13 protein-coding genes and 1 pseudogene are annotated in these 19,901 nt (G+C 56.8%); 6 read left to right on the forward strand and 8 right to left on the reverse strand.

What is annotated here, in order from left to right; all coding sequences use genetic code 11:
• A pseudogene (locus HMPREF2724_RS13285) lies at positions 1 to 201 on the reverse strand (MFS transporter); the annotation flags it as partial.
• A gap of 183 nt (positions 202 to 384) precedes the next feature.
• Positions 385 to 1,509 (reverse strand): helix-turn-helix domain-containing protein, encoded by a 1,125-nt coding sequence (locus HMPREF2724_RS09450; protein ID WP_070588330.1) that lies wholly within the window; start codon positions 1,507 to 1,509, stop codon positions 385 to 387.
• A gap of 112 nt (positions 1,510 to 1,621) precedes the next feature.
• Here HMPREF2724_RS09450 and HMPREF2724_RS09455 point away from each other — a divergent pair, with 112 nt between their 5' ends.
• Both HMPREF2724_RS09455 and HMPREF2724_RS09460 read left to right on the forward strand, forming a co-directional pair.
• Entirely contained in the window at positions 1,622 to 3,229 is a 1,608-nt protein-coding gene (locus tag HMPREF2724_RS09455; RefSeq protein WP_070455522.1) for an amidohydrolase, read from the forward strand.
• 51 nt (positions 3,230 to 3,280) lie between these two features.
• The gene (locus tag HMPREF2724_RS09460) at positions 3,281 to 4,525 is read left to right on the forward strand and encodes a M20 family metallo-hydrolase (protein WP_070588333.1); all 1,245 of its coding nucleotides are present in this window, start codon (positions 3,281 to 3,283) and stop codon (positions 4,523 to 4,525) included.
• Positions 4,526 to 4,610: 85 nt separating this feature from the next.
• Here HMPREF2724_RS09460 and HMPREF2724_RS09465 read toward each other — a convergent pair whose 3' ends face one another.
• The 6 genes from HMPREF2724_RS09465 to HMPREF2724_RS09490 form a co-directional block, all read right to left on the reverse strand.
• Positions 4,611 to 5,066, reverse strand: coding sequence for a hypothetical protein (locus HMPREF2724_RS09465; protein WP_141744808.1), 456 nt, complete (start codon positions 5,064 to 5,066; stop codon positions 4,611 to 4,613).
• A 422-nt stretch (positions 5,067 to 5,488) separates the two neighbouring features.
• On the reverse strand, positions 5,489 to 6,568 hold the full coding sequence (locus HMPREF2724_RS09470) for an ABC transporter ATP-binding protein (RefSeq protein ID WP_061920917.1): 1,080 nt from the start codon (positions 6,566 to 6,568) through the stop codon (positions 5,489 to 5,491).
• A gap of 44 nt (positions 6,569 to 6,612) precedes the next feature.
• On the reverse strand, positions 6,613 to 7,935 hold the full coding sequence (locus tag HMPREF2724_RS09475; protein ID WP_070432406.1) for an ABC transporter substrate-binding protein: 1,323 nt from the start codon (positions 7,933 to 7,935) through the stop codon (positions 6,613 to 6,615).
• 64 nt (positions 7,936 to 7,999) lie between these two features.
• Positions 8,000 to 8,824, reverse strand: coding sequence for a carbohydrate ABC transporter permease (locus HMPREF2724_RS09480; protein WP_070455518.1), 825 nt, complete (start codon positions 8,822 to 8,824; stop codon positions 8,000 to 8,002).
• A gap of 16 nt (positions 8,825 to 8,840) precedes the next feature.
• Positions 8,841 to 9,773 (reverse strand): carbohydrate ABC transporter permease, encoded by a 933-nt coding sequence (locus tag HMPREF2724_RS09485; protein WP_371440789.1) that lies wholly within the window; start codon positions 9,771 to 9,773, stop codon positions 8,841 to 8,843.
• Between the two features lie 83 nt (positions 9,774 to 9,856).
• Positions 9,857 to 11,365 (reverse strand): PucR family transcriptional regulator, encoded by a 1,509-nt coding sequence (locus HMPREF2724_RS09490; protein WP_070588336.1) that lies wholly within the window; start codon positions 11,363 to 11,365, stop codon positions 9,857 to 9,859.
• Positions 11,366 to 11,509: 144 nt separating this feature from the next.
• On the opposite strand from HMPREF2724_RS09490, the gene gabT reads away from it, so the two are divergent.
• The 4 genes from gabT to HMPREF2724_RS12890 form a co-directional block, all read left to right on the forward strand.
• Positions 11,510 to 12,838, forward strand: coding sequence for a 4-aminobutyrate--2-oxoglutarate transaminase (gabT, locus tag HMPREF2724_RS09495; protein ID WP_070588338.1), 1,329 nt, complete (start codon positions 11,510 to 11,512; stop codon positions 12,836 to 12,838).
• 31 nt (positions 12,839 to 12,869) lie between these two features.
• Positions 12,870 to 14,351 carry an NAD-dependent succinate-semialdehyde dehydrogenase gene (locus HMPREF2724_RS09500; RefSeq protein WP_070588340.1) on the forward strand — a complete coding sequence of 494 codons (1,482 nt, stop codon included), beginning with the start codon at positions 12,870 to 12,872 and terminating at the stop codon, positions 14,349 to 14,351.
• Between the two features lie 147 nt (positions 14,352 to 14,498).
• Positions 14,499 to 15,722 (forward strand): aromatic amino acid transport family protein, encoded by a 1,224-nt coding sequence (locus HMPREF2724_RS09505; RefSeq protein ID WP_070588342.1) that lies wholly within the window; start codon positions 14,499 to 14,501, stop codon positions 15,720 to 15,722.
• A 966-nt stretch (positions 15,723 to 16,688) separates the two neighbouring features.
• A partial coding sequence (locus HMPREF2724_RS12890; protein WP_210386699.1) for a putative Ig domain-containing protein occupies positions 16,689 to 19,901 on the forward strand: 3,213 nt, incomplete at its 3' end.

Raw genomic sequence — 19,901 nt, forward strand, 5'->3', positions numbered from 1 at the left:
TGCTGTGGTTTCGCTGGCGTCGGAGAAGAAGAGGTCATTGAAGACCAATGCTGAGGCGGTGCCGAACAGGAAGAAGTCATACCACTCAAGCGCGGTACCAATGAATGCTGAGCTAGCAATTTTGAATACGTCTTTGGAGTTGACTTCGACTTGCTCGGGGGTTGAAGACTGAGTGTCTAGGGGAGCGGTCGGGCCAGTCAAGATATTCCCTCCTGTCGTTAAGGTGTGGTGTGGATAACACAATAACGGTGGAGAAATTGTAGCGGGATGAAAAATATAAAAGTTGGGATTTTTTCCTGCGGATTGAACATGGGCTGTGCAATTGCACAGCCCATGGCTTGAAGGGCGTGTTTGCCGTGTGGATCGAGAGGCGGGGGAAGAGGATTAGAAAGTGGTTACCGGGTTATAGTTGAGCGCGAGAATGACTGCGGCAGCGTCGTAAGGACGCGTGACGTCGTAGCCTGTTGCATCTGCGAATTGGCTGAGCCGATTGATGACAGTGTTGCGGTGGCAGTAGCTGATGGCTGCTGTTTGTTTGATTGAGCCGGTGCGAAGATAAGCTTCTACAGTTTCTAGGGCCGGGGAGTTGGAATTGCGTAACTTCGTAATATCGGCGCTTAGCTCGTTTTGCTTCGAACCGGGAAAAGATGCGAGTGCGCTTCCTGCAATTGCCCAAGATAGTTCATGGGCTGGGGTCGGCTGTGTGGGCGTGCGTGAAGCCTCAAAGAGTTTGGGGCTAGCTAGTACTGCATCGCGGACATTTGCAAGCCCTTCGACCTTACTGAAAACAGCGCTGGGTAATGCTGGAATGTTCGGCTGATTCTCGGCGCTTATGGGCCAGAAAGCGGTGAATAAACCATTGTGCGGATAGCCGAAGATCTTTCCTTCCGCTGTTGCAAGTTCGAGTGCGTCTCGAGCTTTCAAGGCGCTGTTTGCGTGGAAAACGACGACTTTGAAATTGCTATGTGCGTCGCAGCCTATTGCTTGGGCTATTTCCTTGATTGTGATGGTGTCAATGGAGGCGGAGGAGAATAATTTGTCGAGATGGCGGGCGTTGGCTAGGCGTAAATCTTGCGCAATACGGGCATTTTCTCTCCGGAAGCCATCGCGAACGAAGAAATTGTATTTTGCGACCGCATTGTGCAGTTGGTCCACGTGAGAGATAAGTACTTCTTGGTTTCCTCCGGCGGCTTGACGGATGCGGTTCCAAATCACCAGAAAATCCAGTTGAACTGCATCTATGAGCGTGCTGATGGGGACGCCTTGCTGCGCGCGTCTGCGTCCTAAGGCGTCTGCATGCTGGCGAAAAGTCGTGTCGTCCAGTGTGCCTGCGATGGCCTCCATCAGCATGGTGAGCACCTCAAAAGCAGTGCGGCGAAGTTCTTTCTCACTGACAGGGGAGTTGCCATAGCTGCCAAGACTGCTGAAATCAGCAATGAAGTCATCGACCAATCCTGGGATGTCTGACTGAACTTCTTTGAGGATTCTTTCCCAATCGCCATCGTGCATATGCACAACACTACTGGCTAAAGGGTGGGAAAATGACTCAATTTGTGGGAAATGACTGTGCAGCTGCCCTTCTTCGCTTAGTGTGACTTGCAGCATAAGTAAGGAGGAGTGAATGAATCAGAATCAAATCACTATCATCTACGATGCTCATGTACTGACTCAGGATCCGTCTTACCCTGAAGCGCATGCGATTGCCTTCGCGAATGGGAAGATACTTGCCCTTGATGATGCTGCGTTAGCTCTTCCGGGTGAACGTTGGGATGCACAAGGAAAAGTCCTTACCCCAGGGTTTAACGATGTGCATTCGCACTCCGTGTGGTTCGGGCAAACGCTCATGGAAGTTGATTTGTCCAAGGTTGTTAGCGCGCAAGATGTATATGATGCAGTTGCCTCCGCTGAGCCTTCTGGCGAATGGATTATTGCTTCGGGCTTCGTCGCATCTAGCTTGGGTGGACAGACCCTTGAACTTAGCGAGTTGGATCGCGCGGCCGCTGGACGTCCGCTTCTTATCAAACACAACTCTGGCCATGCTTATACCGTTAATACTCGTGCACTCGAATTAGCGGGAATTGATCCTGCGGCGCCGCCGACAGTAGAAGGCGGAGAATTCGTTCGCGATTCAGCTGGTCGATGTACTGGTTTGCTGGACGAAAATGCGATGCGCCCGATTCAGCAGGTGCTTTTGCCTGAATCTCAAACTGAGATTTCAAGTGCATTGGAACGAGCGCACCAAGTTTACCTCGAACGAGGAATTACGTCAGTTACTGATGCTGGTGTAGCGGGCGGATGGATTGGACATAGCCCTCGCGAGATTGCGGCTTACCAAGCTGCTGATTTACAAGTCCGTACGCAGGTAATGGTGACCATGGATGTTCTCCACGAACTCGATGGGCATCAAACTGATGGCATAGGTTGGGGTATCGACGCCGGCATCCGAAGCGGGCTCGGTAACGAATGGTTGCAAATTGGCCCCACCAAGATTTTTACGGACGGCTCCCTGCTTGGGACTACGGCTGCGATGACGGAGAATTATGAGTGCTGCCAGCATTCAGGCTATTTTCAAGGCGACCCGGAGCTAATCAAGCGTAATGCCTTAATGGCAGCGGGCGCCGGATGGTCACTCGCTTTACACGCAATCGGTGATGCTGCGGTTGACTTCGCGATTGAAACGCTCGAAGAAGCCATTCGTGTGCACGGCGCACCCAAGATTCCGCACCGAATCGAACATGGAGGCGTTGTTAGAGCAGAACAGATTGATCGCTTGGCGAAGCTGCCTGTAGTTCTGGTCCCACAGCCGTATTTCATTAAAGAATTCGGTGATGCAATGGCGCAGAAACTCGGTGCCAAGCGTGTAGAGCTGTCTTATCCAGCTAAGCGTCTCCTTGATGCCGGAATGACTCTGCCTGGTAGTTCAGATCAACCGGTGACGCGTGGTATCCCACTCGAAGTCATGCAAGCTTTCGCGCAAAGAACTACTGCTGCGGGCAATGAATATGGGCCTGCAGACAAGATCACCGTATCTGAAGCTCTTTACGCGTATACCGCGGGTTCAGCGGCAGCTACAGGCTGGGCAGGCCGAAAGGGACAAATAAAGCCCGGGCAGCTCGCGGATTTCGTTCTGTTGGGCTCGAACCCACTGGAAACACAAGTGGAAGCGCTATCTGAGATAGAAATTCTGGCGACTGTGGTCGGTGGCGAACTTCGCTACGGAAGCTTCTAAAACCCAAAAAATCTAATACACATTGCGAATTAACTCGGAAAGGAATACATAATGCGAGCAACAACTGATGAACAGTACCTGGCGGACTTTCGTGAGATGTCGGCGAACGGCGCGACTGCGGGAGGTGGCGTCGAAAGGCAGGCTGCGAGCGAAGGCGACCGCGTTAATCGTGCGTGGTTTGCGCAGGTGCTGGAGTCGATGGGTGCGCGCGTGCACTACGACGAGATTGGCAATCAGTACGGTCTCTTCGAGTTCGTTCCGGACGCGCCTTTTGTAGGCCTGGGTTCGCACCTCGATTCACAGCCTTTGGCCGGGCGCTATGACGGTGCATACGGCGTGCTGGCGGCAGCGCATGCGGCAAACCGGGTGGCCCGCCATGCGGAAGAGGGGAAGATTTCGCCGCGTTATAACCTGGCCGTAATCAACTGGTTCAACGAGGAAGGCTCGCGTTTTTCTCCGTCCATGATGGGCAGCTCCGTGTTCACCGGAGTTATGCCGTTGGAAAAGGCGCTGGAATCGACGGACCTTGCAGGAACCACCGTGGCAGAGGCTTTTGAGGAAGCGAAATGGACCCCGGTCGAGCAGGCCCCGAAGGTGGTTTCCTATGGCGAAATCCATGTTGAACAGGGCAAGGGTTTGGAGGCTGCTGGCAACACCATCGGCCTGGTGACCGCGACCTGGGGCGCGAAGAAGTTCCAGGCGGTAGTGCACGGTGAGCAGGGACATACCGGTTCCACCATGATGGTGGATCGTCGTGATGCGCTGTTTGGCGCTTCTCTCATCATTGCCGAAGTACAGCGTTTAACGCGAGAGTTTCCAGAGTTTGAGCTTCAGGCATCTGTGTCCCAGCTGACCTTGGAGCCAAACTCGCCGGTGACCATTGCCCGTGAGGTGCGCTTCAATATCGACCTACGCTCGCCGAATAGCGAGACGCTGGAGACCGCGCAGAAGCGCGTTCGGGAGATTATTGCGGCAGCGGAAGAAGAGTCCCGTACCCGTGTTGAGCTGAACACTACCCATGAGTGGGCGCTCAACCCGTATCCAGAGGCCGGTGTGGAACTTGCGCGTGAAGTGGTTGAAGAGCTGGGCTATTCTCACCAGGAGATCTTCTTCACCGTGGCTGGGCACGACTCGACGAATATGAAGGAGCACGTACCGACCGTCATGCTCTTTATCCCAAGCGTTGACGGCGTCTCCCACAATGAGGCGGAATACACCAAGGATGAAGACTGCGTTGCAGGTCTTGATGTATTTACCCACGTGGCAGCGCGCCTGGTTGAGGGCGCGCTGACCTAAAACACCTGGCTCGAGTTACTTGTCCAGCGGCGTTACCTGCGCGCTTGCCAGCCGCCACGGCCCGCGATTACAACGGTTGCCGGTTTTATAGCATTCCAATCGGCAGTAATTTCGCGGGATACGCGAACCTCAATTGAGGCGGTCTGCGCGTTGAACATACTCTAAGACCCCAGCAGCCCCGGATAAAGCGCAGCGAAATCTTGCCAGCGAGAACCTTCTGATCCAGAATCGGGAAGTAGCTTTCGCCCCAGCTGCCGATGTCGCTTGGCAGCAGCGTGAGGTTGTCAGCGTGCCCGTATTTTACGAGTTGTTCGACGTCATCGCCCTCGTTGAGCGGACGGTCCATCACGATTTCGCCGTTTTCTACGCGGGCGATCATTCCCACTGGGCTGACCCACTCGCTCTTTCCAAAGCCACCGAGGTAGGAACCCCCAAACGATGACCCGGAGCTAAACCCTTGGGCAGTAGGCACGACCGTGCTGTTTAAGGACAGAGCGACGATTGCAGTTACGGCAAGAGGACGGAGCAATTCCTTAGTCATCTCGAAAGCCTTGCCTCGAGGAAGCTGGTACCGCACTGTTCTCTATCTCTCTTTGCGCGTTCTCTCAAACACACGCGCAAATTATGAGCCCTCAAAACCCAGAAACCGGCGCAAGAACGCTGTGCAAAAGATAGTAGGTTTGTATATCGCTAGATTTTGCACAACGAAAGCGCCCAGGTCTTCGAAAAGGCTCTGGGCGCTATCGCTGTCTCTCTCTAAACGCCTCCGATTATCAGCCAAGGCTGCCCTCCGGAAGCTGAGGGGTTCTCTCTATCTCTCTCATGCGCTCTCTCAAACGCACAACAAAAGTATGAGGCATGCAGCTGGCACAGCAATGATGTGTGGCTGTTAGGTCGCTGGGACTGCCTGTGCAATCACTGGCGGTTTATGGAAGCTTGCCGTTTGCCTCTAGTCCTTGCCCATTAGTTGATGCGGTTGCCGCTTTCGCGGTCGAAGATATGCACGTTCGAGGTATTTGGCTTCAGCCAGATGGTTTCGCCGATGCTTTGATGGCTGCGCGGTTCCACGAGCACACCGGTATTGCCACCCAGACGAGTAGTGGAGCTAAACACCGTGCCGTCCTCGCCAGTGAGATCGCCGTAGAGGTAAGACTCGTGGCCAAGTTCCTCAACATGGTGAATGACAAACTTTACGCCGCCTTCGCCTTCAGAACTCTGCTTCCAATCTTCAGGGCGAATGCCCACCGTAAGTGGACCTTCTGGCGCTTGCTCGAAACCCCAGCGGCGCAGAACGGAAGCGTTGATGTCATAGAGGTTCATTGCAGGCGATCCGATGAATCCCGCGACGAAGGTATTAGCGGGACGGTCATAAATTTCCCGAGTTGGTGCTACTTGTTGCAGAACACCCGCATTTAGTACCGCCACGCGGTCGCCCATGGTCATAGCCTCTGTCTGGTCATGGGTGACATAAACCGTCGTGGTACCGAGGCGTCGCTGTAATTCGGAAATCTGCGCACGGGTAGATACGCGCAGCTTGGCATCGAGGTTAGACAGTGGTTCGTCCATGCAGAACACCGCCGGTTCGCGCACAATAGCGCGCCCCATCGCTACGCGTTGGCGTTGGCCGCCCGACAAGTTTGCAGGTTTGCGGTCGAGTAGGTCTTCCATCTGCAGGATCTTCGCCGCTTCCTGAACGCGCTCCTTGATGAGGGCTTTGTTCATCTTCCGGTTTTCCAAGGCGAAGCTCATGTTCTGGGCAACGGTCATGTTGGGGTAGAGGGCGTAGTTCTGGAAGACCATGGCAACATCACGATCGGATGGGCTAACGCCCGTGACGTCCTTGCCGTCGATGCGGATGGAGCCGGAATCGGTTGGCTCCAGTCCAGCGAGCATGCGAAGACTCGTTGATTTTCCGCAACCAGACGGTCCGACGAGCACAAGGAACTCGCCGTCGGCGATGTCGAGGTTGAGCGAATCGACAGCGGGGCGTTCGGCGTCCTTGGAATAAATCCGCGAGACACCATCAAAAGTGACAGTTGCCATGGTTTCCTCTCAGTTCAGGTACGAAGACGGGGCGGCGAGATGAATTACTTCTTGATGACCGGCTTGACCTGGTTGTCGTAGATAGACTGCAGTGTCTTTTCCAGATCGGTTAGGGTCTTCTTGACGTCATCGCGGTTGGTCACGATCTTCTCGAAGGCACCGCCGATTTCCTGATCGGCGCCGGGGAGGAATACACGTGCGTAATCCTGTGGACGGGTATCCGGTAGCTGTTCAATAGCAGTCTTGAAGTTCGGGTTTTCTTCCATGAACTTCTTTTGCTCATCCAGTTCCATTGCAGTCTTGCGCACGGGCATGTAACCGACGTTCTGCGACCAGTAGGAAGTGTTTTGGTCGTTGGTTACAAAGTCGATGAACTTGATCGCTGCGATTTGGCGATTCTTGTCGATGCCGGCTGGGATAGCCAGACCAGCTCCGCCGGTTGGGCAAGCACCATCGCCGTTTGGGTTCGGCAGGAACGCGGTGCCCAAGTCGAACTTGGCGTTTTCGGTGATGCCGCTGAGATCACCGGTGGACAGCACCGTGGCAGCGGCGCGGCCGGTGGAAAATTCCATCGCCATATCGTTGCCCACGTAGGAGTAGCCTTCTTTTTCATCGGTGACCTTCTTCAGCCACTCGACGGCTTCGATGGTCTTGGGATCAGTGAACTTGAGCTCCCATTCATCGGAGTATGCGCCGCCCTTGGACCACAGCGGCCCCTGGAAGATCCAACCCAGGTAGTCAACAGCATCGCCCCAGCCAAAGGCTTGCATATCGGGGTTTGCATCCGCGAGCTTTGTAGCCCACTTATCCATCTCGTCCCAAGACTTTGGTCCGCGGTCAGGTAGACCCGCCTTCTTCCATGCGTCCTTGTTGTAGTAGAAGAGCGGAGTAGAGCGGGCAAATGGCAGTGCAAAGTGGCCGCCGTCGTAGGCGTAGTCCTCATACAGTGGCTGCACGTAGGAGGAAAGGTCGACGTTTGCTTCCTTGGCGAGCTCGTCGACGTTCGCGATCTGACCGTTGATAGCGAAGTTGTACCACCAGACATCGGAGAGAACCACGATGTCGGGAAGGTCGCTGCCGGTCAGTGCCGCGTTAAACTTTTGGGCTGCTTCTTCGTAGTTCTTGCCGGCATCAATCAGGTTGATTTTGATGTCCGGGTTTTCTTTTTCGAAGCGGGAGATGATCTCGGTCTCGATGTCCTTCGAGGAACCCGGGTGGTTGGACCACCAGGTCAGCTCGGTGACTTCCCCGGAACCAGAGGAATTCTTCTTAGCCTGTGGGTCAGTGGAGGAAGTGCCTGCGCAGGCAGTCAGAGAAACCGAGGCGGTGCTCAGTGCAAGAACAGAGAGGAATGAACGGCGGTCCATGAATTAACTCCTTGTAGAAATAGAAAGATTAAACGGCGAGCGTGGTTGAGGTAACCATCTGCGGCTATCCCTTGACGGCACCAGTGGTAAGGCCCTTGATCATGTATTTCTGAAGGGCCAGGAAGATGATGAGAATCGGAATGATGGTGAGGATGGTGGCGGCCATAACTGGACCCCAGTTGGTGACGCCGTCGTTGTTTTGCAGCATGGTTAGTCCCACCTGTAGCGGCGCGACGTCGGCAGTATCGGACATCAAGAATGGCCACAGGTATTGGTTCCATTCGTTGACGATGGTGATCACTGCGAAGGCTGTCAACGTTGGCCAAGAGATCGGAAGCAAGACCTTTGTCAGCAGGCGAATAGGTCCAGCGCCGTCCATTCTTGCGGCCTCAACCAGTTCAAAGGGCAGCGATAAGAAGTGATTGCGCATCAGGAAGGTGCCGAATGCGACGCCAGCCAAAGGCACGATGATGCCTGCGAAGGTATTTCGCCAGCCCAGCGCGTTGACCAGTGCGTAATTGGAAATGACGGTGATTTCGGAAGGTACCATCAGCGCTGAAATGACTACTAGGAAGACGATGTTGCGACCCGGAAAACGCAGGATTGCCAGCGCATATGCAGAAATCACGCCAAGCACGATCTTCAGCACAGACAGCACAGCTGTGATGAGCACCGAGTTGCGCAGGTACGTCCAGAAAGGAACGCGGGTGGTTGCGTCTTTGTAGTTCGCGGTTTCCCAGCTGGGGGGAAGCCAATTTACTGGATCCGTGTAGATGTCGCCTTTGGCTTTGAAGGAGGTCATCAAAATCCAAAACAGCGGTAGGCCAACCAGCAGGAGGACGGCGACGATGCCGATGTATCCAAAAACTTTTTTAAGGGTGTTATCCATTAAGGCTTCGCTCCCATTAGTGGTTTTGCTTGTCCATGATGCGTACCTGGATCAAGGTGATGGTCAGCAAGATCAAGAACGTGATTGTGGCGGCGGTAGCGCCGTAGCCAGCGCGGAAGGTCACGAAGGTCTCTTGATAAATCTGGAACACAAGAGTGGTAGTGCCGTTACCCTGTGGGCCGCCACGGGTCATTACGTTGATGATGTCGAAGACCTGTACAGAGTTCAGCGTCACCGTGATCGAAAGAAAGAAAGTAGTGGGGCGAAGCTGTGGCAGCGTCACGCGGCGGAAACGCGTCCAGGTGGACGCGCCGTCGATAGCCGCGGCCTCGTCCAAGTCCTTGGAAAGGCCTTGTAGAGCAGCCAAATAAATGACAAAGGTATAGCCCAGGTTCTTCCACACGAAAGTGAAAGTCACCATGAACAGCGCCCAACCGGGTATTGCATAGAAGTTAGGACTTTCAACGCCTACCCAACTGAGCATCTCTTGAATAAGCCCGAAGTTGGGATCGAAGATGAACTGGAAAGCAATGCCGATGGCAGCTCCGGAAATCGCGAAAGGCGCGAAGACCACCGATCGGGTGAAATTGCGGCCCTTCAAGTTTTGATTGAGCAAGAGAGCTAGCGCGAGCCCCAATACCAGGGAGCCGATTACGGCAAAGAAAGTAAAGATGAGGGTATTCGCGATGATGGTCTTGGTATCATCGCGCGTGAACCACTCAACGTAGTTCTGAAAACCTACGAATGTCGACGTTGGGCTCGAGATATTCCAGTTAAAAAAGGAAAGCCGGATATTGTCGATGAGTGGGCGATAGGTAAAGATTCCCAACAAAATGAGGTTGGGGGCTAAGAGTACTAGCGCGAGCCACCACTCTTGGCGCTTTTTACCCTCTGCTTTCTTGCGTAAAGCAGCTGTATCGGGACTATGCTCCGATTGTTTAATAACCACTTTGGAGAAGCTAAGCCGCGCAGGTTAAAACCCGCTACCGGTGGGGTGAAAACTTGGCTAACTAAAGATGAACGAAAAAATACTCAAGAACCAAGGCAAAGTAGCAGTGTCTCCGCCCGAATCACGGGGTTGGCAAGATCGATGCCGCACAGGGCTTGGACTTTTTCGATACGGGCGCGCACGGTGTGGCGGTGCACATTAAGCTCGCTGGCAGCGGCGGCTAGCTGGGCGTCGGCAAGCAAGTAGGTGCGCAAGGTGCGTAGCAGCTCCGTATTGTGTGCGGCGTCATGGTGCTTAAGCTTTCCGACGATCGCGGCGCGGCGCTTTCCCAAGGCCTCGTGGACTGCGGATTCACCGAGCCAGGCGGGGGCGTCGGAGCTAAACTCCGCCATGGTTCCAGGAGGCAGGCTGCGCGCGTGGGTCTTCAGGGCCGTTACGCGGTCGGCGCTGATTTCCTCCCACGGAGTGTCCTTGAGTACGGATACCTGCAGGTTTTTGGCGTAGCGCCCGAAGAGCTCTTGCGCGTTGATGGTTTCGGGAGGCAGGGCAATGAGCGCGCTTTCCGACGCCGTGCCTTCCAAAGGCAGCACGAAGCAGGCATAGCCGCCTTTGTTTGCCGCACGATGCACCAACCCCAACGCGCGGCTAAGACGCGTGGGGGAGTCGGCCTGCACCAGGCAGAGGTGGAGACGGCCGTGGGAGGCCACAGAGTTGAAAGCGGCGTCTAAAGCCGTGGCGCCAAGCGCAGGCGTGGTGCCGGAGACCTGCGTGGCAAGGGCGAGAGCGCCTAGGATGATGCGGGCCGAAGAGTCGCGGTTTTGTAGCAACATCTCCGCCAAGCCGGCAAGGTGGCGGGTTAATGCGCGGTCATAAGAGTCGAATTTTTGCTCGCGGGATACCGCAAGCGCGATGCGCCGCCGGCCGTGGGTATTAAACACGTTGGTGATGGTGGCGATCGTCGTGCCGTCTTTGGTGATGCTCGAGCGCGCGCCTGAGGTCCGTCCCGAGCTTTGGCTTGCCGCGGCAACAGCGAACTCGGCGGCGGAAAGCTCGTCTAAGTCGTGACGATTGATGACGTTTCCTGAATCGTTAGCCACGGCCACGGCAGCGCCGAGTTCTTTTGACGCACGCTCCAGCAGCGCATTAGTGCCATTCGACGCCGCCTGATTCAAACGCTCCTGTTGACGGTGCAACGTGAACTGCAAGTTGTTTTCGATGCGCGTCTGCTCCGTGGTCACCGTGTTGATAATGGAGATGAAAGGCGTGGCGCGGGGAACTTCGAAGAGTGTGAGGTGGTGGCGCGCCGCGGCGTCGATAAGCTCCTGCGGAACCGTGGCGAAGGTCAGGCCAGTGCCGAAGCCAATGGCACCCACGCCCGCCGCCGCCAGGGTGCGCGCATAGGCGGAAAAGTCGCTGGGTGAGTTTTCGAAAGCTAGCCCCAAGGTCAGGATGATGGCGCCCTGGGTGGTGAACTCGCTGGGATCGCGCAACTCGCTGGCTTGGATGGTGGTGAACTCACGCGGGCCTTCGAGAATCGGGCGCAGGTTTAGTTTGCGCTGGTTAAACAGCCATTGAAAGCGAAGTTCGCTCATTGCCGGGTCCTTCTTGCAGCAACTCGTCGATAGACATAGTGAATAGTCTTTTCCCCAAAATATATACGCGATGTCCATGGCCTGTGGCTAGTTGTGACATCCACAATGATTCACATCACAAAGCAAGACGATTGAAGGAGAATCATGCAGGAACTTGAATACCGCATCGAGCAGACCCGCCCCCTCGCGCAGGAGGTCCCAGGGCCAGCCAGCGCTGCTCTTGATGAGCGCCGCAAGAACGCCATCCCAGCTGGCATGGCGCCTGCGCTGCCGGGCTATGTCGTGGACGCTGATGGTGGCATCCTCGCCGATGCAGACGGCAACCGTTTCATTGACTTGGCCTCCGGCATCGCTGTTACCTCCGCGGGCGCTTCCAACCCGGCCGTCGTCAAAGCCGTGCAGGAGGCCGTCGCGCACTTCACTCACACCTCTTTCACCATCTCCCCGTACGAGTCCTACGTTGAGGTCGCTGAAAAGCTCAATGAGGTTACTCCGGGCGATCACCCGAAGAAGACCGCGCTATTCAACTCCGGTGCGGAAGCAGTGGAAAACGCCGTGAAGATCGCCCGCAACTACACCGGCAAGCGCGGCGTCGTGGTCATGGACCGCGCATTCCACGGCCGCACCAACCTGACCATGGCCATGACCGCAAAGCAGTCTCCGTACAAGAATGGCTTTGGCCCGTTCGCGCCGGAAATCTACCGCGCGCCGATGTCCTACCCGCTGCGCGACCAACTCAGTGGCGAAGAAGCCGCAAAGCGCACCATCACGATGATCGAGCAGGAAGTCGGCGCTGCCAACCTCGCTTGCGTTGTGGTCGAGCCAATTCAGGGCGAGGGCGGCTTCGTGGTCCCAGCTGAGGGCTACCTGCCAGCTATCCAGAAGTGGTGCAACGACAACGACGTTGTCTTCATCGTTGATGAGATTCAGGCTGGCATGATGCGCACCGGCACCTGGTTCGCTTCCGACCACGAGGGCATCGTCCCTGACCTAGTCACCATCGCCAAGGGTATTGCTTCCGGCATGCCGCTTTCCGCTGTCACCGGCCGCGCGGAGATTATGGATGCACCGCAGCCAGGCGGCCTGGGCGGCACCTACACCGGCAACCCTGTTTCCTGCGCCGCAGCGCTGGCCACCCTCAAGGAATTTGAGGAGAAGGACTTTGGCGCCCGCGCGCTGAACCTGGAAAAGATTGCCCACGAGGAGCTGGAGCCAATCCTGGGCGACGAGCGCGTCGCCGAGTTCCGCGGCCGTGGCGCCATGCTTGCACTCGAGTTCGTCACCGCTGATGGCGAGCCAGACTCCGAGCTCGTCCACAAGATTGCAGATGCCGCAAAGGCAGAGGGCGTCCTCATTCTCACCTGCGGCCTTGACCACAACGTTATCCGCTTCCTGCCTTCCCTGGCCATCCCGGAGGATCTGTGGCGCGAGGCCCTGCAGGTAGTGGTCAAGCAGTTCAACGAGTACAAGTAAGTCTGGGCTGCAGCCAAAAGGGTAGAAGCAAATGACAAACTTTGATTATTCGCAGGTTTCTGAGCTGTTGGGTTCTCTGCCAATTGGCCTTTGGCTGGAGGGCACGAACGTCGCAGCCACCGGCGGCGCCACTTTCGAGGTCCTCGACCCAGCAACGGAAGAAGTCATTGCCAACGTTGCAGATGGAACCTCCGCTGACTGGATGCGCGCGCTGGAGCTTGCCGACGCCGCGCAAAAGGAGTGGGCCGGTTTTGCGCCGCGCACGCGCTCTATCATCCTCACTGACATCTTCAACGCCATTATTGAGCGCAAGGAAGACTTCGCGCGCGTGATGACCTTGGAGATGGGAAAGCCTTACGCGGAAGCGCTGGGCGAGGTGGCCTATGGTGCTGAGTACATGCGCTGGTTCGCAGAGGAAGCAGTTCGCATTCCGGGCCGCTACTCGCAGTCGCCGGCCGGCAACGGCTCCATTACCGTCTCCCACACCCCGGTGGGCCCAGTGCTGGCAATCACTCCGTGGAACTTCCCGCTGGCCATGGCCACCCGCAAGATTGCCCCGGCCTTCGCCGCTGGCTGCCCGGTCGTGGTTAAGCCCGCTGCGGAAACCCCGTTGACCATGCTGCTGTTGGGTGAGGTCATCGCAGAGGTATTCGCTCGCCACGAGGTGCCGGCTGGTGTGTTCTCCATCGTGACCACCACGCAGTCGAGCGCGCTGTCCTCCGAGCTCATGGCGGATCCGCGCCTGCGCAAGGTGACGTTTACCGGCTCGACCGGCGTGGGCAAGATTCTGGTGCGCCAGTCTGCCGATAGTCTGCAACGCACCTCCATGGAGCTGGGTGGCAATGCCCCGTTCCTGGTCCACGAGGACGCCAACCTCGACCTAGTGCTTGACTGTGCAATGCAGGCGAAGATGCGCAACGGCGGTGAGGCTTGCATCGCGGCCAACCGCTTCATCGTGCACGAGGCAGTGGCTGAGGAGTTCACAGATCGTCTGACCGAGAAGATGGCTGCTATCCAGGCAGGCCATGGTTTGGAAGAAAGCACCACGCTTGGTCCGCTGATCAGCGCGAAGCAGCGCGACGGAGTGGCTCAGTTGGTCGAGCGCGCGCTCGAGCAGGGTGCTACCGCCACCACCGGCGGCGAGCGCCCGGATGGCGCCGGCTTCTTTTATCCAGCGACCGTTCTGGCGAACGTGCCTGACGACGCCGAGATTCTGCGCCAGGAGATCTTCGGGCCGGTAGCCACCGTGACCACCTTCTCCACTTTGGAAGAGGGCGTGGCGAAGGCCAACGACACCGAGTTCGGTTTGGCAGCCTATGCCTTCACCGAGAACTTCCACACCGCGGAATACCTGGCACACGCGCTGGAGGCAGGCATGGTGGGCATCAACCGCTCCGCTATCTCTGACGCGGCCGCTCCATTCGGGGGCATCAAGGAATCCGGCTTCGGCCGCGAAGGTGGTGCCGAAGGCATCGAGGAGTACATCTCCGTGCGCTACATCGCTAAGCCTTAGCTCTAACCGGCAAGCCTCAGCGAGCTGATTTTTACAGGCATTGCCCCTCGGCGCCCTCACTTTTTGCAGAAAAAGGAGAGGGTGCCGAGGGGCGCAGTTGTTCCATGCGCAGTTACTTATATTTCTATTTTAGATTCGGGAGAAAATATGACGGTTGTTGAAAAGTCTGGAGGGGCTGCTTCGCAGGCTGCGAAGCCGGCCTTGAGTTTCGTCCAAGGCATTGCCCTTATTTTTGGCACCAACATTGGTGCAGGCATTCTTTCCATTCCCTATGCCGCGCGAAACGGCGGATTCATGGCGCTCGTTATTGCGCTTCTCGTTGCGGGTACCCTGACCACGATTTCTATGCTTTATGTTGCGGAAAGTGCGATGCGCACAAAAGCGCCTCTGCAGGTTTCCGGTTTGGCGGAGCACTATCTGGGGCAGTGGGGCCGTTGGCTGGTCTTCGTGGCGATTATCGTCAACGGCGTCGGCGCGCTCATCGCCTACGCCTCGGGCTCCGGCGACCTCATCAATAATATTTTCGGCCTGCCGCCGCTGGCAGGTACGTTGATCTTCTTCGGCTTTGGGTCTTGGGTTATGTACCGCGGCCTGCACACCACCGGTGCCACAGAAGGCGCTATTACCGCAGGTATGGCCATCATCATTGCCGTGCTGTGCGGCTGGACCATTCTGGGACCTGGAATCGAGGCCGAGAACCTGTTGGTGCTTCACCCGTTCTTCATCGTTCCTATTTTGAACCTGGCCGTCTTCTCGTTCTTGGCTCAGTACGTGGTGCCGGAGCTGGTACAGGGCATGGACCCGGCGAAGCCGCAGGAGACAGCTCGCGCCATCGTGCTCGGCATGGTGATTACCGGCTTTACGCTGGCACTTGTGCCGTTTGCGGCTTTGGGTCTGCTGGGAATGGACGTTACTGAGGTTGTTACCATCGCCTGGGGTGAGGCGCTTGGACCGGTCGCGTACTACTTGGCCAATGTCTTCGCGTTGGCGGCGATGCTGACCTCCTTCCTCGCGATTGGTTTTACCACCATGCGCAACGTGCTCGACATTTTGCACTGGGAGGGCAACAACGCGCAGCGTGGCATTGCCGTGGCGCTGACCGCTGTACCGCCGCTGGCTATCTCCATCGCGGGTCTTGGCGGTTTCGTCGCAGCGCTGTCCTACGCGGGCGGCTTTGCGGGTGCAATCATGTCGATCATTCCGGTGATGTTGCTGAATGCCCCCCGCAAGAAGGGTGATCGTGCCCCCGGCTGGAGCGTCGGCGCGTTGGCAAACCCGCTGATTCAGGGCGTTATCATCGTGGTTTATTTCTTGGCTTTCGTTTATTCGGTTGTCTCGATTGTGGGCCTGGTTCCGGCGGGCTGGGCTTAAGAAAATGGCGTCGGCAAGCGCTCCTGCATAGGGGGGTAGGCAGGGGTGTTTTTCCAAAGTATTTCTGAAATTTATTTTTCCAGCCGCGTCCGGCTATCAGTGCAGGTTATAGCGAAATAAAACGAACATTACGGGATGAGAACTCTGAACGTCTAATCAATTTAGTGTGATTTTAGTGTGATTAGGGTCATATATTTTCCAGTGGCTGCTCGGCTAGGAATTGTTACTGCTATTGGGTAAGGGTTTTACAGAGATTTCTAAAGTTTTTGCTAAGGAGCTCAATACGTCTACATAACATCTCGAGTAATTCGATCCCTCTACGAATAGCCAACCTCCTCACGTACTTTGTTATCGCTCTGTCTGCTCTACAGCTGCGACAACACCTGAATTAGAGAAAGCATTGGTCATGTCCAAAATAACTTTTCGGCCACCTCGTTCTGTAACTGCACTCAGCGGGCTTAATTTAAGCGGCCGCTGGCGTATGCTCACTGCCTCTGGCATGGCTGCCGCGCTAGTTATGGGCGGGGTCGTTGTTGTACCCAACCTCCTCGATAATGAGCCTGCAGCCCAGGCGGTGACCGCAGCGCCAGGTTCCTCCGAAGAAACCGCCATAAACACCACGGTTCCCGCGGGAAGCACCCGCTCTGTGAACGGCTTCGTGGGCCTGCAGACCGGCGGCACCATGCAATCGAACCTAAGCGATCCAAACGTTGCGCCCATGTCTGGCGTGAAAGTCTTTGCCCAGTGGTTCGAAAAGGACGGCACGGCGTCGCCGATTTATACCACCACCACCGGCGCCGATGGTCAGTTCCACATCGGCATGACCTCCTTTACTGACGCCAAGGGCGTCCGGCGCAACTTCGACGCAGACCCCAACTTGCCGGAGGGGAGAAGTTCCGCGTCTGGTCCATTAATCCGGATACCTCACAGTACAACCTGCTCTACTCCTATGGCCAAGAGCAGATCATGCCGGAAGGCAACATCGCCAACACCGAGGCCGGCACTACCCAGTCCGTGGGGTCTGATACCTATAACCACATCAAGATCGCTTACTCGCCCATCGCTAACAACAACGTGATGCACAACCTGGCCGAAGCTGCTACCAACAAACCCAATGGCTCCTATGGCCAATACTCCGGTACCGTCTTCTGGAACCAAACCAACGCCGCCGACGGCGCCCTCTTGTGGCAGAACTACCAGTCCGTCAACGGTATCGACTCCGTGGGTCCAGACGTCACTGTGTATGGCTCCTACCTTTCTGATTACGCGCTTTCGCGCATCTACGATCCCGCAACCATGGCCGCCATCGGTTACAAGGGCCGCGTGCGCGATTCCAACTGGAGTACCCAGCAAGAACTCGCGCTGCAGCAGTGGATTAAGCAGCGGATGGCAGCGGAAGGCCAGCAGAAGTGGATTGCAGAGACCGTCAAGGCGGTAACAGACGCCAACGGTAGGTACACGCTGCAGTTCCGCGGTACCTGGGGAAATAGCTGGGACGATCGCGGTATTTTGTCCAAGGACTATACCTGGCACAACCTGGCTGATTCCGCCGAGGCAGGTTCTTGGGTCAACGGCAACATGAAGTCGAAGCACGTCAACGACGAGTGGATGTTCTTCTCAATGCAGGACATGCCGGGCATTTCCGTGAACACGCCGTTTAACTACAACGGTTACACCGGCAACACCACCAGCAACTTAACCTCCGCCGGCACCTTGGCCGGATGGCCGTCTAACTGGGGCGGTACGCTGGATTACGCCACCAACATCAACTTTGCGCTGTACCCGGGCAACCTGAAGTTTGACGTCACCCCGTATGACTCTTTCTCCAACTTCGCTACAGCGGGTCAAGCCATCGAGACCACCACGACGGGCCTGCAGTACGACAAAATCGGTAACACGCGTTATCAGATCGCGTGGTTCGACGAGGCTGGCAATGAACTGACCCAGTACACCTGCCCGCCGGTAGCGCCGGACGCGAGTGGCAGGCTTCCTTCCTGCGGTTTTGTCACCGACCCTAACTTGAAGAAGACCACCACTTACACCGCACGCTTGTTTGCGGTCTCGCCCTCTGGCGTGCGCGATGGCCTGGCGATAACGCAGGATTCCTTCACCGTTAAGCCACTGCCGACGTCCGGGCGCTACGAGCCCACCTATGGTTCTACAACCGTGGCTCAAAGCAGCATTGGTTCCGTTGCGGCGCCGCTTTTCGACGACTCGACTACCGCAACAACCGTTGAAACCCTGCCGGCACCAGCCGGTACCACCTTCAAGCTGGCGGATGGCGCCCCAACGTGGGTAAAGATTGATGACCAAGGCACCATCACCGCCACACCGGGCACCGATGTTGCGCTGGAAGATTACACCGTCCCGGTCATTGTCACCTACGCCGATGGCTCGACCGACCTCGTCAATGCCAAGGTCACGGTCACTGACGGCATCCCGCCGGAGATTGCGCAGATCGATTCGCAGAACCTAGAGCTGGGCAAAGCCATCTCCCCGATTCAGGTTAAGCCGACGGATAACGTCGGTGTGACCAGCGTTGAGGTCAGTGGCCTGCCAGATGGCGTCACCTACGATCCTGCGACCGGAACCATTAGCGGTACTCCGTCGGCCACCGGGGCGTCGACAGTTAACGTCCGCGTCACCGATGCCGCCGGAAATGTCACCGAAACTGCATTCAGTATCAACGTCGTGGATACTTCCGCGCCGGTTCTCACCAGCCCGGATGCCACCGTCCCAGAGGATAAGCCTGCTTCGATTCCGATCAAGGTGGACGATCCTAAAGCCTCCGTCACCGTGGAAGGTGATATCCCGCCGGGCATGACCTGGAACGAGCAAAACGGTGCCCTCGAAGGTACCCCAACCGAACCGGGCATCTACACGGTCGCCGTATCGGCCACCGATCCCCAGGGCAATAACTCTGTATCCAACCTGGTCGTTACTGTTACCGACACCAAGGCGCCGACCATTGCCAAGATCAACGACGCCACCGCAGAGGCCGGTCAACCGATCACCGCAATTCCAGTAGACGTCACCGATAACTTCGACAAGTCCGTCAGCAACGTTGTAGTCGCGGGCCTGCCACCAGAAGTTACCTATAACCCGGAGACCCACAAGATCGAAGGAATCCCGCAGGCACCGGGAGAGTACCCAATTACGGTGACTGCGACCGATGCCGCCGGCAATACCTCGACCCAGGAATTCCTTCTCAAGGTAGCCGACACCACCGCGCCGAAGGTGGACGATATCGCTGATGTGAGCGTGGAAAACGGCACCGCCTTGGAGCCGATCCACGTGACCAGCAATGAGCCGAATTCTAAGTTCAGCGCGTCCGGGCTACCAGAAGGCGTCAGTATCGATCCCACCACGGGCATCATCTCTGGTACACCAAAGACTGAAGTCACGAGCCCAGATGGCAAGAACTTCCCGGTCACCGTCAAGGTAACTGATCCTTATGGAAACGTCACCGAGAAGACTTTTAACATCAAGGTCACCGATACCGTTGCCCCGGCTCTGCGCCCGCTTCGCGACGTCTCGGTTCCTGAAGATCAGCCGCTCAACCTGGAGCCTGTCACCAGTCCTGACCCAACCGCGAAGATCGAAGTCACCGGCCTGCCCGAGGGCGTGACCTTTGATAGCGAAACGGGGCTCGTCACGGGCACCCCGACCACTCCGGGGCGCTACGAAGTTACCGTTACCGCCACCGACCCAGCCGGTAACTCCACGAAGCAGACCGTTGTCTTGTTCGTGGGCGATGCCACCGCGCCTACCTTCGATGATCCGGAGGATCAGACGATTAACCAGGGGGAGGCCATCAAACCCATCGATCTGATGAGCCTAAACCCGGCCGACAACTCCACCGCAGCGCAGGATCTCGCCTGGACCGTCACCGGCCTGCCCGAGGGCGTGACCTACGATCCCGAGACCAAGAAAATCTCCGGCACCCCGAAGGAAACCGGCTCTTCTGTGGTCACCGTGACCGCAACGGACGCCGCCGGCAACGCCACGACTAAGACCTTCGTCATCGCGGTAAACGATGCAACGGCGCCTCGCATCACTCCGGTGGACAGCGTCAGCGTCCCGGAAGGTGACGAAATCACTGAGATTCCGGTCAAAACCGATGATCCGAACGCGAAGATTGAAGTCACGGGCCTGCCCGAGGGCGTGACCTACGATCCC

Origin of the sequence: Corynebacterium sp. HMSC071F07 (assembly GCF_001810285.1) — a bacterium.
Lineage (GTDB): Bacteria > Actinomycetota > Actinomycetes > Mycobacteriales > Mycobacteriaceae > Corynebacterium > Corynebacterium simulans.

Coding starts and splice junctions, on each gene's coding strand:
- HMPREF2724_RS09450 (WP_070588330.1), bottom strand. CDS start 1,509: ATGCACGATGGCGATTGGGAAAGAATCCTCAAAGAAGTTCAGTCAGAC.
- HMPREF2724_RS09455 (WP_070455522.1), top strand. CDS start 1,622: ATGAATCAGAATCAAATCACTATCATCTACGATGCTCATGTACTGACT.
- HMPREF2724_RS09460 (WP_070588333.1), top strand. CDS start 3,281: ATGCGAGCAACAACTGATGAACAGTACCTGGCGGACTTTCGTGAGATG.
- HMPREF2724_RS09465 (WP_141744808.1), bottom strand. CDS start 5,066: ATGACTAAGGAATTGCTCCGTCCTCTTGCCGTAACTGCAATCGTCGCT.
- HMPREF2724_RS09470 (WP_061920917.1), bottom strand. CDS start 6,568: ATGGCAACTGTCACTTTTGATGGTGTCTCGCGGATTTATTCCAAGGAC.
- HMPREF2724_RS09475 (WP_070432406.1), bottom strand. CDS start 7,935: ATGGACCGCCGTTCATTCCTCTCTGTTCTTGCACTGAGCACCGCCTCG.
- HMPREF2724_RS09480 (WP_070455518.1), bottom strand. CDS start 8,824: ATGGATAACACCCTTAAAAAAGTTTTTGGATACATCGGCATCGTCGCC.
- HMPREF2724_RS09490 (WP_070588336.1), bottom strand. CDS start 11,365: ATGAGCGAACTTCGCTTTCAATGGCTGTTTAACCAGCGCAAACTAAAC.
- gabT (WP_070588338.1), top strand. CDS start 11,510: ATGCAGGAACTTGAATACCGCATCGAGCAGACCCGCCCCCTCGCGCAG.
- HMPREF2724_RS09500 (WP_070588340.1), top strand. CDS start 12,870: ATGACAAACTTTGATTATTCGCAGGTTTCTGAGCTGTTGGGTTCTCTG.
- HMPREF2724_RS09505 (WP_070588342.1), top strand. CDS start 14,499: ATGACGGTTGTTGAAAAGTCTGGAGGGGCTGCTTCGCAGGCTGCGAAG.